Here is a 15,012-nt window from a genome sequence, read left to right as displayed (position 1 = left end):
AATCTTGAACCACAGAGGGCACAGAGAACACGGAGATTCACAGAGAAAGGCGAGAAGAGAATGGGTGTTTCACGCAGGCCGGCGTCGTATCTGAATTCACGACTTCGGCAGGCAGAACCCCACTCCCTTCTAAGGTTTTCCTCTGTGATGCTCTGTGTTCTCTGTGCCCTCTGTGTTTCAAGATTTGGAATTCAACCCAGGCTTCCCCACCAGCTACCGCTTGCGCAGCAGCGTCATGCCGTCGCCCAGCGGCAGCAGGAAGGGTTCGACGCGCTGGTCGTCGAGCAGCGAGGCGTTGAGGGCGCGCACCACGGCGACGCCGGGTGGTTCGTTGTCCTGGCGGGCCAGTACGCGGCCGCCCAGCAGCATGTTGTCGAGTACGATCAGCCCGCCCTGGCGCACCAGTTGCAGCGCGCGTTCGTAGTAGGCGGGATAGCTGGGCTTGTCGGCGTCGATCAGCACGCAGTCGAAGCTGCCGGCGGCACCATCGGCGAGCAGCGCATTCAATGTCAGCAGCGCGGGCTGGATCACCAGTTCGATGCGCCCGGCCACGCCGGCGTCTTCCCAGTGACGGCGGGCGATGCGGGTGAAGGTGTCGCTGACGTCGCAGGCGGTCACCCGGCCTGATTCGCCCATCGCCAGCGCCGCGGTCAGCGCGCTGTAGCCGGTGAAGGTGCCCACTTCCAGGTAGCGCGTAGCGCCGATCAGGCGCAGCAGCAACGCCAGCAGTGCGCCCTGCTGCGGCGCCAGTTGCATGTGACCCAGGCGGTGGCCGGCGGTTTCGGCGCGCAGCGCGGCCAGGGCCAGCGGTTCGCGCCAGCCGACGCGGGCCAGGTAATCCGCCAGCGTGGCGTCGTGGTGCACGGTGTCGAGGCTCATGCCCGGGCGATGCCGATGCCGCAACGGATGCGGATGCGTTCGAGGTCGAGCTGGTGTTCCAGCTCCTTGAGGCGGTTGGCGGTGGTCTTGGACAGGCGTACCGGGCTGCCCTGGCTGCGGTTGAGCCGTGCGAGCACTTCGTGCAGGCGCTTGTGGTGGATCAGCGCCTCGCGGTAACGGCCGGTTTCCAGGTAGGTCTGCGACAGCAGCTCCTCGGTCTGCAGCATCAGCGGCGACAGGTTGGCCAGTTGCGCCAGCCGGTCGGCGTTGAGCAGGTATTCCAGCGCTTCTTCGGTGCGGCCCAGCTTGCGGTAGGTGCGGCCCAGGTTGAGCAGCACCTGCGTCTCGCCCCAGCGGTTGCCGTGCGAGCGGTAGATCTGGTGCGCCTGGTTCAGGTAGTGCTCGGCCTGTTGGTATTCGCCGCGCTCGAAGTACACCAGGCCGTAGTAGGACACCACCTCGGCCTGCCAGATGTCGGTTTCCATATCGAGCTGCTCCATGCACTCGCTGGCGCTGTTCAACGCCTCCAGTGCGCGGTCGTAGTCGTGCAGCTTGTAGGCCACGCTGGCCAGGTTGATCTGGATCTGGCACACCTGCCGCCGGTTGCCCTGCTTTTCGGCCAGTTGCAGCGCCACGCCGTGGAAGTAACGCGCGGTGGAGTAGTCGTTGAGCGCGTCGTAGACCTTGCCGACGCCGATATAGGCACGCGCGCACCAGTAGGTATCGTTCTGCTCGCTGGCGTATTCCAGGCACTTGAGCCAGGCATCGAGCGCGCGCAGGTATTCGGCCATGTCGTAGCAGTACATGGCCAGCCGGTCCTGGGCCTGAGCCCTGAGCGCGTCGAGGTGGTTGGCGGCGATGTAGCGCTGCGCTTCGCGCGCGCTTTCCAGCGCCTGCTGGCGCGAGCCGTTCTCGAACATGGCGCTGGCGCGCTCCAGCAGCATCTGCCCGACCAGGGCGGGCTGGCCGAGCGCGCGGGCTTCGTTGAGCAGCGCGTTGGCGCGCGTCACCACCTCGGGTTCCAGCGCGTAGTTGAGCTGGATGAAGGTGGCGATGCGCTGTTCCAGCGGGGCTTCGTCGGGGCTGCTCATGCTTCCTCGCTTTGCATGAAGACACGGTTGCGGCCGCCCTGCTTGGCCTGGTACAGCGCCGCGTCGGCACGGCCGACGATGTCCTCCACCTGGTCGTCGTCGCTCAGCATGGCGACGCCGACGCTGATGGTGACCGACAGGCCGGCGACGATGCTGTCCCAGTCGTGTTCCGCCACCCGCGACCTTACCCGCTCGGCCACATGCAGCGCGCCGATGGCGTTCGTGTGCGGCAGCACCAGCACGAATTCCTCGCCGCCGTAGCGGTACAGCAGGTCGCCGTCGCGCAACGTTTCCTGCGCCCGCGCCACGCCGGCCTGCAACACCTTGTCGCCGATCAGGTGCGAGAAACGGTCGTTCACGTGCTTGAAATGATCGAAGTCGAGCACCGCCACCGACAGCGGGTAGCCCTGCTCGTGCGCTTCCTGGATCTCCAGCGGCAGGCGCTCGTCGAGTGCGCGGCGGTTGAGCACGCCGGTCAGCGCGTCGCGGTAGGCGGCGGCTTCCAGTTGCTTCATGCGCGAGGCGCGCTCGCTGGTCTGCTGGCGCAGCTGGCTCAGTTCGATCTCGGACGACAGCAGCTTGAGGCGGATCTCGGCCGCGGCCAGCCGGCGCGAGGCCAGGCTGTTCAGGCGCGCCGACAGATCGTTCTTCATGATCAGCATGTAGTGGTCGTGGTAGCCGACGTGGTGCATCAGCGCGCGCACGAAGTCGCCGCGCGCCTCGTACAGCTGCGACAGCTCCAGGTGGATCTGCTGCACCAGGTTGGGCGATTCGAACTTGGCGACCACCTCGGTGGCGCGCAGCAGGTATTGCTCGGCCTGGACGTCGTCGCCCTGGGCGCGCGCCAGTTGCCCCAGCCCGAGCAGGTTGACGGTCTGTCCCCACAGGAAGCCGGCGTCCAGGTTGATGGCGTAGGCGCGTTCGAGGAAATCCCGCGCTTGCTCCACGTGGCGCTGGCGCATGTGGATGGCACCCAGGTAGTTGTAGATCTCCGCCTGCCAGTCGCGGCGCAGCGGCAGGATCAATTCGGCCTCGGCGGTGTGCAGCACGTGCTCGGCCAGGGCGTGGCGTTCCAGCTTGACCAGGATCGACGCCAGATGGATGTTGCTCTTGGCGCGCAGGTCGCGGTCGCGCTGGGCGCTGGCGAACTCGGTAGCGATGGCGTGGTAGTGCAGCGCGGAATTCAGGTCGTCGTGCAGCAGGTAGAGATTGCCGATGCCCAGGTAGACCTCGGCGTACAGGTCGACGGCGTCGATCTGCAACGCCAGTTCCAGGCTCTTCAGCCAGTTCTGCAAGGCGGCGGGGGTGTTGCTGCCGACGTGGCATTGCGCCAGCGACAGGTGCACGTCGGCCAGCAGGCGCTTGTCGTCCAGCTCCAGCGCCAGTCGCAGCGCGCGCCGCAGCACCGGCAGGGCGGGCGCGGCGCCCATCATCACCAGCAGCGAGCGGCCCCACCACAGCCGCGCCTCGGCTTCGGCGCGCACGTTGCCGTGGCGGGCGGCCAGCGTGGCGACCTGGGTCGCCAGCGTCAGGCATTCCTCGCACTTGGGCGCGAACATCGCCTTGGCTTCGGCCAGCCGCTGGGCGATGTCGGCGTCGATGTCCTGCTCGTCCGGGTCGGTCAAGATGACCCCCTCTGGGTCGGCGTATCGTCGCCCACTACAAATCGGCCAGCAGGGCGCGGACGGCGTTGGCGTCCTCGGCCTGCAACAGTTCGGGAACGGCGCGCTGCAACTTGCCCATGTCGGCGTCGAGGATGCGGCGCTTCACCTTGAGCAGTTGGGCCGGCAGCATCGAGAAGCGGCGCAGGCCCAACGCCAGCAGCAAGGTGGTCAGTTGCGGGTCGCCGGCCATTTCGCCGCACATCGACACCGGCTTGCCGATGCGGTCGGCGGTGCTGATCACGTGGTGCAGCAGCTGGATCACCGCCGGGTGCAGCGGGTCGTGCAGGTAGGACACCGCGTCGTCGTTGCGGTCCACCGCCAGCGTGTACTGGATCAGGTCGTTGGTGCCGATGGAGACGAAGTCGAGCTGCTTGAGGAAGGCGCCCACCGTCAGCGCGGCCGCCGGCACTTCGATCATCCCGCCCAGCTCGATGCCGGCGTCGAACGGAATGCCGTCGGCGGCGAGCTGTTCCTTGATCTCTTCCAGGTGGCGGCGGGTCTGCCGCACTTCGTTCAGATTGGACAGCATCGGCACCAGCAGCTTGATCTTGCCGTAGGCCGAGGCGCGCAGCAGCGCGCGCAACTGGGTGCGGAACAACTGCGTCTCGGCCATGCACAGGCGGATGCCGGTCAGCGCCCAGCGCGGGGTTGGGCGAATCGCTTTCCTCCTGCCACTTGGGGATCTTGTCCTTGCCCAGGTCGATGGTGCGGATCACCACCGGGTGGCCCTGCATCGATTCGGCCACCTGGCGGTAGGCCTCGAACTGTTCGTCCTCGGTGGGCAGGTCGTCCTCGTCGCGCAGGAACAGGAACTCGGAGCGGAACAGGCCGACGCCGCTGGCGCCCTGGGCGAGCGCCTGCGCGGTGTCGGCGGGCAGCTCGATATTGGCCAGCAGCTCGATCTCCTCGCCGTCGCGCGTCACCGGCTGGGCGTAGCGGATGTCCTGCAATGCGCGCTGGCTGGCCTGCCAGTCGCTCTGGCGGGCGCGGTATTCCACCAGCACCTGCTCGTCGGGGTCGACGATGACCACGCCGTTGATGCCATCGACGATGATCAGCTCGTCCTCGCGGATCAGCGCCTGGGCATGGCGCAGCGCCAGCACCGCCGGCAGGTCGAGGCTGCGCGCCAGGATGGCGGTGTGCGAGGTGGGGCCGCCGACGTCGGTGATGAAGGCGTGGTATTCGGTGTCCTTGAACAGCACCATGTCGGCGGGCGACAGGTCGTGCGCCACCAGGATGCTGTCCGGGCGCGCCGGCGCCGGGGGCTGGCTGTGGTGTCCGGCCAGCGCCTTGAAGATGCGGTCGGTCACCTGGATCACGTCGGCGCGGCGCTCGCGCAGGTATTCCTCTTCGATCTCGTCGAACTGCGCCAGCAGGATGTCGAGCTGCTGCTTGAGTGCCCATTCGGCGTTGCAGTGCTGGGCCTCGATGATGAGGTGCGGCTCGGCGGTCAGCGTGTGGTCGTTCAGCAGCATGATGTGCAGGCTGAGGAAGGCGCCCAGCTCGGCGGGGGCATGCTCGGGAATACTGCCCCACAGCGTTTCCAGCTCCTGTCGCGCCAGGCGGATGGCGCCGTCGAAGCGGGCGATTTCCTGGGGAACGTCCTGCTCGGCGATGGTGTAGTGCGCGATCTCGATCTCGTTGTGCGAGATCACGTGGGCGTGCCCGATGGCGACGCCTCCGCCGATGCCGATGCCGTGCAGCGTGATGCCCATCCGCCTCTCCTCGCCCGCTGGTTTACTCGCCCTCGCCGAAGCGGTCCGCCACCAACGCGACCAGCGCGTCCATGGCTTCCCGCTCATCCGGGCCGTTGTCGGTTTCGATGATGATGCTGCTGCCCTTGCCCGCGGCCAGCATCATCACGCCCATGATCGATTTGGCGTTGACGCGCCGCTGGTTGCGGGTGATCCATACTTCGCACCTGAACTGGCTGGCCAGTTGGGTGAACTTGCTCGACGCCCGGGCATGCAGGCCGAGCTTGTTGACGATTTCGACTTCCTGTTGCGTCATGGGTGACTTCCGATTGCATTACTCGAGCGGCGGCAGCATGTAGAGCACGCCTTCCAGGCCGCCGGTGATCGCCTTGCTGACGACCACTTCCAGCGACTGATGACTATAGGTGAGCGCCCGGACCAGCATCGGCAGGTTGACGCCGGCCACGGCCTCGACCCGGTTCGGCTCGATCAGGCGGTTGGCGACGTTGGACGGGGTGCCGCCGTAGATGTCGGTCAGCAGCAGCACGCCCGAGCCGTCGTCGAGCGACTGCACCAGCTCGCGGGCGCGGCGTACCACGTCGTCCGGGTCGTCGGCCTTGCTGACGGCCAGTTGCGCCAGATTGTCGAGCGGACGACCCATGATGTGCTGGGCACACGAAATCAGCGCTTCACCGAGGCTGACATGGGTAACGATGACGATTCCGACCATGCGGGCAGCTTTCCTGAATGTGCGGTTTTCTGACGTTATAACTGAAAACCCCGCAGGGGTGCACTCAGGGATATTGTCCTGGATCGTGGCAACTCGATTCTGCGTCCACGCTGCCTGGTGGCGGGGCGGATCGGGCTCATCCGATGCTTACCTGCGGGTATCGCCATGGCGCTCAGCGCAGCCGGTAGAGGTGCGGTGGCGGCACCAGCCATTGCAGGCGCGGCTGCATGCTGGCGCTGACGAACACGCTGCCATCGTTGGCCACCAGCAGCACGTCGCCGACGCCGAAGCGGCCGGCGTAGTCGAGCGCATGTTCGCGCCCGCCGATGAAGATCGGTTTGGTCGCGGCGTCCGAGACGGCGCCGGCCTCCAGCGACGGCGGCGCGATCACCGTGGCCGACTGCATGGTGCGGGCCGGCTGCCCGGTGCGGGGATCGAGCAGGTGGCTGTAGCGCCGGCCGCCGACTTCGAAGTAACGCTGGTAGTCGCCCGAAGTGCCGATGGCTTCGCCGTCGCGCAGCGCGATCACCGCCATCGCGCGCGGCTGGCGCGGGTGTTGCAGCCCCACCTTCCACGGTTCCTCGCCCTTGCGTCCCAGCGCCAGCACGTTGCCGCCGATATTGATCAGCGCGTTGTAGACGCGGTGGCGGCGCAGGTAGTTGGCGCTGCGGTCGAGCGCCCAGCCCTTGGCGAAGCCGCCGAAGTCGAGCTGGACCGCCGGATTGGTGCTGCCGATGCTGGACCCGACGATTTGCAGATCGTCCAGGGTGGGATGCGCGGCCACCTGCGCCGCGACGCGTGCCGGATCGGGCAGGCGTGCCGCGTACTGGTCGGCATGAAAGCCCCACAGCCCGATCAGGCCGCCGATGGCGGGGTTGAACAACTGGTCGCTGCGCCGGGCGTAGCCGCGCGCCTGTTCGATCAGCCCGACCAGCTCGGCGTCGGCGTTGCCGGCCTCGCCGCGCGCCAGGGCGGCGTTGAGCTGGGTGAGCGGCGACGGTTGCCAGGGATGCAGGCGGGCGTGCAGGCGGTCCAGCTCGGCCAGCACCGCGGCGGCATGCCTGGCGGCCACCGGCTCGGGCAGGCCCCAGATGGCGATGTCCACCTTGGTGCCGAATACGAAGCCGGTCTGCTGGTAGAGCGGGGGTTGGCCGCAGCCGGCCAGCGCCAGCGCGAGCAGAGGGGCGAGCCAGCGTTTGGTGGGAAGGATGTGGGAGGGAAGAGGGAAGGGGGAAGAGGGAAGGGTGGGCCGGTGGTTGTGCCAGGTGTTGTTGATTGTCGAACGGACACTGCGCCACGCGGACCACCAAGCTGCCTTGACCCTTCCCCCTTCCCTCTTCCCCCTTCCCAGCATTACTACCTCAACCCTCTTGCCGGTGCGACGCGGCGGCGACCTTGCGCTCCAGCGCGTCGATGAACAAGGCCGGTACGTCGATGCCCGCTTGCTGGGTGATCTCCTGGAAGCAGGTCGGGCTGGTGACGTTGATCTCGGTGACGTAGTCGCCGATTACGTCCAGCCCCACCAGCAGCAGGCCATCCGCCGCCAGCCTGGGGCCGAGCGATTCGGCGATCTCGCGATCGCGCGGGCTGAGCGGGCGGGCGTAGCCGGTGCCGCCGGCGGCAAGGTTGCCGCGCGTCTCGCCGGCCAGCGGCACCCGCGCCAGGCACCAGTCCACCGGCTTGCCGTCGATCAGCAGGATGCGCTTGTCGCCGTCGACGATGGCCGGAATGTAGCGCTGCGCCATCACGGTGCGCGTTTCGTCGGCGGTGAGGGTCTCGATGATGGAGCCGATGTTCGGGTCCTGCCGCGTCAGGCGGAAGATGCCGCTGCCGCCCATGCCGTCGAGCGGCTTGAGGATGATGTCGCCGTGCTCGGACAGGAATTCGCGCAAGTCGGCGCCGCGCTGGCTGACCAGGGTGGGGGCGATCACCTCGGGGAAGCGCAGGATGGACAGCTTCTCGTTGTAGTCGCGCAGCGCCTGGCCCGGATTGAACACCCGCGCGCCCTGGCGTTCGGCCAGCGTGAACAGGTGGGTGGCGTACAGGTATTGCTGGTCGAACGGCGGATCGGTGCGCATCAGCACCGCGTCGAAGTCGCGCAGCGCCTGGGTCTCGGCGCCGCCCAATTCGAACCAGCGCTGGTATTCCTGGGTGTCGGTGAAGGCCAGCGGCCGCGCGCGGGCCTCGACCACGCCTTCGCGCACGCGCAGGTCGGCGGTTTCGCAGATCCACAGCGCCCAGCCGCGCCGCGCGGCCTCGCGCAGCATGACGTAGGTGGAATCCTTGTGGATCTTGAAGCCGCGGGGGGCGTCGGCGACGACCAGCAGTCGTGTCGTCATGTCAGACCGCCAGGGCGACTTCCTGCGTCGCCGGCTCCAGTTCGTGGGCGGCGGCCAGCAGGGCCAGGCGGGCGACCACGCCATAGGCGTAGAAGCGGTTCGGCTCGCTGTCGGGCGCGCCGTCGCAGTCGGGCGTGGTACACGGTGTGGCGAAGGCCAGCGGCGCGAAGTGCATGCCCGGCGCGTTGAGGTTCTCTTCCGGGCCGCGGCCGGTGTGCACGCGGTAGAAGCCGCCGATCACGAAGCGGTCCAGCATGTAGACCACCGGCTCGGCGACGGCGTCGTCGATGTGCTCGAAGGTGGGCACGCCTTCCTGCACGATCACGTCGTGCACTTCCAGGCCCTCCTTGACCACCGACATCTTGTTGCGCTGCTTGCGGTTGAGGCCGCGCACCTCGTCCGCCGACTTCACACTCATCACGCCCATGCCGTAGGTGCCGGCGTTGGCTTTGACGATGACGAAGGGCTCGTGGTCGATGCCGTGCTCGGCGTACTTGCGGCGGATGCGCGCCAGCATGGCGTCCACCGACGCGGCCAGCCGGTCCTCGCCGTCGCGCTGGTGGAAGTCCAGGCCGTCCACGTGGTCGAAGTACGGGTTGATCACCCACGGATCGATGCCGATCAGGCGGGCGAAGTCGCCGGCGACATGATCGTAGGCGGCGAAGTGGTTGGTCTTGCGGCGGGTGGACCAGCCGGCGCGCAGCGGCGGCAGCACCTGTTGTTCCAGGTTCTGCAGGATGGACGGAATGCCGCCGGACAGGTCGTTGTTCAGCAGCACCACGCAGGGATCGAAGCCGGGCAGGGTCAGGCGGTCGCCGTGGCGTTCCAGCGGTTCGAGCACCAGCTTCTGGCCATCGGGCAGGTCGAGCGTGGTCGGCTCGATGATGTCGGGGTTGAGGCTGCCCAGCCGCACCGCCAGCCCGGCCTGGCGCAGGATGCGCACCAGCGCGGCGACGTTCTGCAGGTAGAAGGTGTTGCGGGTGTGGTTCTCGGGCACCAGCAGCAGGCGGCGCGCGCTGGGACAGAGATTTTCCAGCGCGCCCATCGCGGCCTGCACCGCCAGCGGGTGGAAATCGGGATTCAGGTTGTTGAAGCCGCCGGGGAACAGGTTCATGTCCACCGGCGCCAGCTTGTAGCCGGCATTGCGCAGATCGACCGAGCCGTAGAACGGCGGCGTCAGTTCCTGCCATTGATTGCGGAACCAGTGTTCGATCTCCGGCTGGGCGGCGAGGATCTTGCGTTCCAGGTCGAGGATCGGGCCCGAAAGGGCGGTGACGAGATGCGGTACGCTCATGGAGGAGGTCCTTTTTTGCCACGGCCGGAAACAAGCCGTCGAAAACCGGCCACGCGAACCGGAGCGGTCGGGGCGGGCGTTGTCATGGTTGGTCTTCAGTGCAGGCGCTGGCGGCTCGGGGCCCACCCGCGTTTGAAGATCGATTCGCCCTAATATGAGGCTGGCCGATCCAGAATCAAGAAGGTGCCACAACCTGGGTGATGCCGCGACCACGGCGGAGGCCGGGTGTCGGGTCTGATCCTGCGCAGGAGCGGGCGATACGGCGGGGTTATCATTGAGTTTCGACGATCCGACGGGCCTTTTTCATGCGCAACCCTTTCGAAACCGAAGCCGTGGGCTTCGACGATCCGCTGGCCATGCTGCACGCCTGCCACGAACGGGTGCGCCATTACGCGGCGCTGCTGCCCAGGCTGGCCGCGCACCTCGCGCAGCACGGCGCCGATGCCCAGGCGGCGGAGGCGGCGCGCGCCATCCTGCGCTACTTCGACGTGGCGGCGCCGTTGCACCATGCCGACGAGGACGACGATCTGTTCGCGCTGTTGGGCGGCCGGCTCAGCGGCGAGCCGTTGCAGACCCTGCGCGCGTTGCAGGCCGAGCACGACGTGCTCGGTGCGCAATGGCGGGTGTGGCGCGAGCAGTTGGCGCAGGTGGTACAAGGCGTGGCGGTGGCGCTGGACGAGGCGCGGGCCGAACGCTTCGCCGCGCAATACATCGCGCACGCCGACCGGGAGGAAACCTACGTCTACCCGTGGGCGGAGACCTTGCTGCGGCCGGAGGAACTGGCCCGCATGGGTGAGCGGATGGCGGCGCGTCGCCGGCCGGGCGAGGGCTGAGGCCGCTTCAGCTGTCGGCGCCGACGCCGCGCAGCGGCCGGTCGCGTCGCTCGCCGATGCCCTGGCGGATGTTCAGCGCGTGATAACGCGCCAGGGTCTGCCGCTGCTCGCGCGGCAGCGATTCGTCGTGATAGGCGGCCTGGATCAGCTCTTTCTGCACGAAGGCGAGCTGGCGTGCCAGCAGCGCGCAGTCGGGCATGGCGACGCCGCGGTTCATGTCGGCGACGATGGCCAGCGCGTCGCGCTTGATGCGGTACAGCAGCGAATGATTGAGCGGGTGGCTGGCCTTGGCCTCCTGCCGCTCGCGGGTGGCCGGCAGCAACTGAGTCGGCGCCAGCAGCGGGCTTTCCTCCTGTTCGCGCGTCGGTGCGCGCCCCAGGCGTTTCAGCATGGTCCACAACATGTCGTTCGGTCTCCAGGCAAAAGAAACGGGACGCGAGGCGTCCCGTCCTTTTTGGTGGCCTTGGAACAGGCTCTTACTGCGCGGCGCGGCCCCGGCTGGGGCCGCCTGGGGCGGATCAGTCTTCCAGCAGGATGCGCAGCATGCGGCGCAGCGGCTCGGCGGCACCCCACAGCAACTGGTCGCCGATGACGAAGGCAGACACGTAGTCCGGGCCCATGTTCAGCTTGCGCACGCGGCCCACGCCCACTTCCAGACCGCCGGTGATGCTGGCGGGGGTGAGTTCCTTGACCGTGACTTCGCGGTCGTTCGGCACCCACTTCACCCACTGGTTGCCCGACTTGATGATCGATTCGATCTCGGCCAGCGGCAGGTTCTTGTTCAGCTTCAGCGTCAGCGCCAGGCTGTGGCAGCGCATGGCGCCGATGCGCACGCACAGGCCATCGACCGGGATCGGGGTGGCGTTGCCGAGGATCTTGTTCACCTCGGCCTGGCCCTTCCATTCCTCCTTGGACTGGCCGTTTTCCAGCTGCTTGTCGATCCAGGGGATCAGGCCGCCGGCGAGCGGGGCGCCGAAGTATTCGGTCGGCACGTCGCTGCGGATGGTCTGGGCCACCTTGCGGTCGATGTCGAGGATGGCGGAAGCCGGCGTCGCCAGTTCGTCGGCCACCGAGCCATAGACCACGCCCATGCCCTTGAGCAGTTCGCGCATGTGGTTGGCGCCGCCGCCGGATGCGGCCTGATAGGTCATGGAGCTGACCCAGTCGACCAGCCCTTCGCGGAACAGCGCGCCCACGCCCATCAGCAGGATCGAGTTGGTACAGTTGCCGCCGATGTAGTTCTTCACGCCACGAGCCAGCGCCGCGTCGATCACGCCGCGGTTCACCGGATCCAGGATGATGACGGCGTCGTCTTCCATGCGCAGGGTGGAGGCAGCGTCGATCCAGTAGCCGTTCCAGCCGGCGGCGCGCAGCTTGCCGAAGATCTCGGTGGTGTAGTCGCCGCCCTGGCAGGAAATGATGATGTCCATCGCCTTGAGGTCGTCGATGGATTTGGCGTCCTTCAGCGTGCCGGTCGCGCCACCGATGGCCGGGGCGGGCTGGCCGGCCTGCGAGGTGGTGAAGAACACCGGCTCGATCAGGTCGAAGTCCTTTTCTTCCTGCATGCGCTGCATCAGCACCGAGCCGACCATGCCGCGCCAGCCGACGAGGCCAACTTTCTTCATCATCATTTCCTTTGGATAGAGCGTTGAACGTAAGCCCCTGATGTTAGTGAAAAACGCCGTGCCGCGCCAGCCGGTGGCGCAGTGCAGCAAGGGGCCGGACGGCGGAATGGGGCGATGGCCGGTGGTGGGCAAGTATTTGAATCGACGGCCGAATCGGGCGCAGCGGACCGACGGGATTCATGCTTCCGGCATCCGCTCGGCGCGGATATCCGTGTGCCGATGCGCCGCCCCGCATGGCGACCGGGCGCGCGTCCCGCCCGCTTCGCGATTCCACTGGCGCGGTGCCGCCTCGTAGACTGCGGGCTTTGGATCGGAGGAACGGCGATGCGGGTGCTGGTGCAGCGGGTAAGCCAGGCGGCGGTGCGGGTGGGCGAGGCCACGGTGGCGCAGATCGGGCCGGGGCTGTTGCTGCTGGTGGGGATGGAGGGCAGCGACAGCGACGACGATCTGGCGTGGATGGTCGGCAAGCTGGCGCGGTTGCGCATCTTCGCCGACGAGGCGGGGGTGATGAACCGCAGCGTGCTGGACGCGGGCGGCGACGTGCTGGCGGTGTCGCAGTTCACCCTGTTCGCCAGTTGCCGCAAGGGCAACCGGCCGTCGTGGAGTCGCGCGGCGCCCGGCGAGGTGTCCGGGCCGATGTTCGAGCGCTTCGTGGCGCAGTTGTCGCAGGCGCTGGGACGATCGGTGCCGACGGGGGTATTTGGCGCCGACATGCAGGTGGCGCTGGTCAACGACGGGCCGGTGACGCTGCTGCTCGATTCGCGCAATCCCGAATAGCGCGCACTCGCGCGCCGGGCGCAACATCGCGCTTGACGCCTGCGGGCCGGCGGGCGTAAAAACCAACGACACAGCGCCGATTTGACTGCCAGCTTGCGGGCGCTTCAACAAATACAGCTAAAGCGTGCCGACCAACCCGCGGCCACGCGGGTTTTTTGTTTTGCCGGTACGCCGTGCGTTTTGCGCGGCTTGCCGTCATCGCCGCGATGGCGATGGCCGGAATCGATGTGTGTTGTACGCGCCGAGTTAATCGACAACTTGCGGAGCGCGGCCCGGACGGGCGAATCCGCTAAAGCGTCGGCCGCGCAGGGCGGCCGACTGTTGCTGTCGCTTCAGGAGGTCGCCATGTACGATTGCTTCTACCCCGATGACGTTCCCGCGCGCCAACCGGTGCCGTCCCTCCATCGCCGCTGCCTGCGCCTGAGCGCGTGCCGCGGTGCCGAATCCCAGGTGCCTCGTGCCGAAAGCGCCTTGCGCGCACTGGGCTTTGCCGTCGAACGCCGCCAGGACGGCAGTCTGCTGGTGTTCGACCTGTCGGTGCATACCGCGCTTTCGTTGCAACAACGCTGGCCCGAGCTGATCGGGCAATTCGAGATTCCCCCGCTATGCCGCAGTCACCCCAACATCATTTCAAGGACGAACTCGCCAGCCTCTGGACACTGAGCTGGCCCATCATGGTCGGCCAGCTGGCCAGCACCGGCACGGCCTTCGTCGATGCGGTGATGGCGGGGCACGTGTCGGCGGGCGACCTGGCGGCGGTGTCGGTGGGCGCGTCGATCTGGGTGATGATGATCGTGACCCTGATCGGCCTGACCCTGGCCGCCAGCCCGTTGATCGCGCACGCGGTGGGCGGCCAGCGCCGCGCCGAGATTCCCGGCGTGGCGCAGCAGGCGCTGTACCAGGGGCTGGTGTGGGGCCTGATCGCCTGGGGCGTGGCCTGGCTGGCGCAGCCGCTGCTGGGACACCTGGGGCTGGAGCCACTGGTGGAGGCCAAGGCGCGCGGTTTCGTGCGCGCGGTGACCTGGGCGCTGCCGGGCTTCGCGTTGTTCCGCGTGTTGTACGGCTACAGCGCCAGCCTGAACGCGACCAAGCCGATGATGGTGATCGCGCTGTCGGGGCTGGCGTTGAACGTGCCGCTGAACTGGGTGCTGATCTACGGCCACTTCGGCATGCCGGCGCTGGGCGCGGTGGGTTGCGGCTGGGCCACGGCGATGTGCACCTGGTTCACGCTGGTGCTGATGGTCGTCTGGATCAAGATCTCGCCGGTGTACCGCGATACCGATCCGCTGAAGCACTGGCGCGGCATCGACTGGGGTCTGCAATGGCAGTTGCTCAAGCTGGGGCTGCCGGTGGGGGCGATGTTCTTCGTCGAGGTCAGCGCGTTCTCGGGTGTGGCGCTGCTGATGGCGCGGCTGGGCACGGTGTCGGTGGCGGCGCACCAGGTGGCGCTGAACATGGCATCGCTTACCTTCATGATCCCGTCGGCGCTGGGCACGGCGATGACGGTGCGGGTGGGACAGGCGCTGGGCGCGGGCGATCCGGCCTATGCGCGCTTCGTCGGCTGGACCGGGATCCGCATCGGCCTGGCGGTGGCCAGCTGTACGGCGCTGCTGATGATCGTCGGCAACCACGTTGTCGCCAGCTGGTATACGCGCGACGCGGCGGTGCTGGCGCTGGCGGGCAGCCTGCTGATCTTCGCCGGGGTGTTCCAATTGGCCGACGCCACCCAGGTGGTCGCGGCCGGGGTGCTGCGCGGTTACAAGGTGACGCGCCAGCCGATGGTGGTGCACGTGACCGCGTTCTGGGCGATCGGGCTGCCGCTGGGCTATCTGCTGGCGTTCGGCGGCTTCGGCTGGGCGGGTTGGGGCGCCCGTGGCTACTGGCTGGCGCTGGTGGTGGCGCTGTCGTTCGCGGCGATCGCGCTGGTGCTGCTGTTCCGCCGGGTGTCCCGGTTGCGGCTGGCGCCGAGCCGAGCGGCATAAAGCACTGATAAAAATCTATCGGCGCCGCCGCGCCGGACTCCGGAGCGGCTGACAAAACCCAGCGTAGCGGTCCTGGCACGAAGCGCGAAACGCAGACAGTGCAA

General features: G+C 67.7%; 14 protein-coding genes and 1 pseudogene. 4 read left to right on the top strand and 11 right to left on the bottom strand.

Annotated elements, in window-relative coordinates:
* Positions 1–213 precede the first annotated feature (213 nt).
* The 9 genes and pseudogenes from C556_RS0102740 to gshA all read right to left on the bottom strand — a co-directional run bounded on the left by C556_RS0102740 (position 214) and on the right by gshA (position 9,691).
* A complete protein-coding gene (locus tag C556_RS0102740) occupies positions 214–879 on the bottom strand; it encodes a class I SAM-dependent methyltransferase (RefSeq protein ID WP_018746699.1) in 666 nt (221 codons plus the stop codon).
* Positions 876–1,970 (bottom strand): tetratricopeptide repeat protein, encoded by a 1,095-nt coding sequence (locus C556_RS0102735; protein ID WP_018746698.1) that lies wholly within the window; start codon positions 1,968–1,970, stop codon positions 876–878. Before C556_RS0102735 ends, C556_RS0102740 begins: the two co-directional genes overlap by 4 nt.
* Positions 1,967–3,595, bottom strand: coding sequence for a GGDEF domain-containing protein (locus C556_RS0102730; RefSeq protein WP_018746697.1), 1,629 nt, complete (start codon positions 3,593–3,595; stop codon positions 1,967–1,969). Before C556_RS0102730 ends, C556_RS0102735 begins: the two co-directional genes overlap by 4 nt.
* 34 nt (positions 3,596–3,629) lie before the next feature.
* Positions 3,630–5,349 (bottom strand): annotated as a pseudogene (gene ptsP, locus C556_RS24240) (phosphoenolpyruvate--protein phosphotransferase).
* Positions 5,350–5,371: 22 nt separating this feature from the next.
* Positions 5,372–5,644 (bottom strand): HPr family phosphocarrier protein, encoded by a 273-nt coding sequence (locus tag C556_RS0102720; RefSeq protein ID WP_018746694.1) that lies wholly within the window; start codon positions 5,642–5,644, stop codon positions 5,372–5,374.
* 18 nt (positions 5,645–5,662) lie between these two features.
* A complete protein-coding gene (locus C556_RS0102715) occupies positions 5,663–6,058 on the bottom strand; it encodes a PTS sugar transporter subunit IIA (protein ID WP_018746693.1) in 396 nt (131 codons plus the stop codon).
* Between the two features lie 172 nt (positions 6,059–6,230).
* Complete coding sequence (locus C556_RS0102710; RefSeq protein ID WP_018746692.1) at positions 6,231–7,163, bottom strand: FAD:protein FMN transferase; 933 nt, start codon at positions 7,161–7,163, stop codon at positions 6,231–6,233.
* Between the two features lie 256 nt (positions 7,164–7,419).
* Positions 7,420–8,397 carry a glutathione synthase gene (gene gshB, locus C556_RS0102705; protein WP_018746691.1) on the bottom strand — a complete coding sequence of 326 codons (978 nt, stop codon included), beginning with the start codon at positions 8,395–8,397 and terminating at the stop codon, positions 7,420–7,422.
* Between the two features lies 1 nt (position 8,398).
* On the bottom strand, positions 8,399–9,691 hold the full coding sequence (gene gshA / locus C556_RS0102700; RefSeq protein WP_018746690.1) for a glutamate--cysteine ligase: 1,293 nt from the start codon (positions 9,689–9,691) through the stop codon (positions 8,399–8,401).
* Between the two features lie 305 nt (positions 9,692–9,996).
* On the opposite strand from gshA, the gene C556_RS19030 reads away from it, so the two are divergent.
* Positions 9,997–10,524, top strand: a complete 528-nt coding sequence (locus C556_RS19030) for a hemerythrin domain-containing protein (RefSeq protein ID WP_018746689.1) — start codon at positions 9,997–9,999, stop codon at positions 10,522–10,524.
* A 7-nt stretch (positions 10,525–10,531) separates the two neighbouring features.
* Here the strand turns inward: C556_RS19030 and C556_RS21380 are convergent, their stop codons facing one another.
* Together C556_RS21380 and asd are read right to left on the bottom strand one after the other, a co-directional pair.
* A complete protein-coding gene (locus C556_RS21380; protein ID WP_018746688.1) occupies positions 10,532–10,927 on the bottom strand; it encodes a hypothetical protein in 396 nt (131 codons plus the stop codon).
* A gap of 115 nt (positions 10,928–11,042) precedes the next feature.
* Entirely contained in the window at positions 11,043–12,149 is a 1,107-nt protein-coding gene (gene asd, locus C556_RS0102685; RefSeq protein WP_018746687.1) for an aspartate-semialdehyde dehydrogenase, read from the bottom strand.
* A 324-nt stretch (positions 12,150–12,473) separates the two neighbouring features.
* Here asd and dtd point away from each other — a divergent pair, with 324 nt between their 5' ends.
* The 3 genes from dtd (at position 12,474) to C556_RS0102670 (ending at position 14,908) form a co-directional block, all read left to right on the top strand.
* Entirely contained in the window at positions 12,474–12,926 is a 453-nt protein-coding gene (gene dtd / locus C556_RS0102680; protein WP_018746686.1) for a D-aminoacyl-tRNA deacylase, read from the top strand.
* 345 nt (positions 12,927–13,271) lie between these two features.
* A complete protein-coding gene (locus C556_RS22715; RefSeq protein ID WP_157235753.1) occupies positions 13,272–13,589 on the top strand; it encodes a hypothetical protein in 318 nt (105 codons plus the stop codon).
* Entirely contained in the window at positions 13,532–14,908 is a 1,377-nt protein-coding gene (locus tag C556_RS0102670; protein ID WP_018746684.1) for an MATE family efflux transporter, read from the top strand. The genes C556_RS22715 and C556_RS0102670 overlap by 58 nt, the downstream gene beginning before the upstream one ends.
* The last annotated feature ends 104 nt before the right edge of the window (positions 14,909–15,012 follow it).

This window comes from Chitiniphilus shinanonensis DSM 23277, assembly GCF_000374805.1.
Classification (GTDB): Bacteria; Pseudomonadota; Gammaproteobacteria; order Burkholderiales; family Chitinibacteraceae; genus Chitiniphilus; species Chitiniphilus shinanonensis.
Note: the sequence above shows the minus strand (reverse complement) of the source record. Positions and strands in the feature narration are given on the sequence as shown.

What these genes read in the sequence shown, in the direction of transcription:
- C556_RS0102740 (WP_018746699.1), bottom strand. Translation starts at nt 879, where the DNA reads ATGAGCCTCGACACCGTGCACCACGACGCCACGCTGGCGGATTACCTG.
- C556_RS0102735 (WP_018746698.1), bottom strand. Translation starts at nt 1,970, where the DNA reads ATGAGCAGCCCCGACGAAGCCCCGCTGGAACAGCGCATCGCCACCTTC.
- C556_RS0102720 (WP_018746694.1), bottom strand. Translation starts at nt 5,644, where the DNA reads ATGACGCAACAGGAAGTCGAAATCGTCAACAAGCTCGGCCTGCATGCC.
- C556_RS0102715 (WP_018746693.1), bottom strand. Translation starts at nt 6,058, where the DNA reads ATGGTCGGAATCGTCATCGTTACCCATGTCAGCCTCGGTGAAGCGCTG.
- gshB (WP_018746691.1), bottom strand. Translation starts at nt 8,397, where the DNA reads ATGACGACACGACTGCTGGTCGTCGCCGACGCCCCCCGCGGCTTCAAG.
- gshA (WP_018746690.1), bottom strand. Translation starts at nt 9,691, where the DNA reads ATGAGCGTACCGCATCTCGTCACCGCCCTTTCGGGCCCGATCCTCGAC.
- C556_RS19030 (WP_018746689.1), top strand. Translation starts at nt 9,997, where the DNA reads ATGCGCAACCCTTTCGAAACCGAAGCCGTGGGCTTCGACGATCCGCTG.
- C556_RS21380 (WP_018746688.1), bottom strand. Translation starts at nt 10,927, where the DNA reads ATGTTGTGGACCATGCTGAAACGCCTGGGGCGCGCACCGACGCGCGAA.
- asd (WP_018746687.1), bottom strand. Translation starts at nt 12,149, where the DNA reads ATGAAGAAAGTTGGCCTCGTCGGCTGGCGCGGCATGGTCGGCTCGGTG.
- dtd (WP_018746686.1), top strand. Translation starts at nt 12,474, where the DNA reads ATGCGGGTGCTGGTGCAGCGGGTAAGCCAGGCGGCGGTGCGGGTGGGC.
- C556_RS22715 (WP_157235753.1), top strand. Translation starts at nt 13,272, where the DNA reads ATGTACGATTGCTTCTACCCCGATGACGTTCCCGCGCGCCAACCGGTG.
- C556_RS0102670 (WP_018746684.1), top strand. Translation starts at nt 13,532, where the DNA reads ATGCCGCAGTCACCCCAACATCATTTCAAGGACGAACTCGCCAGCCTC.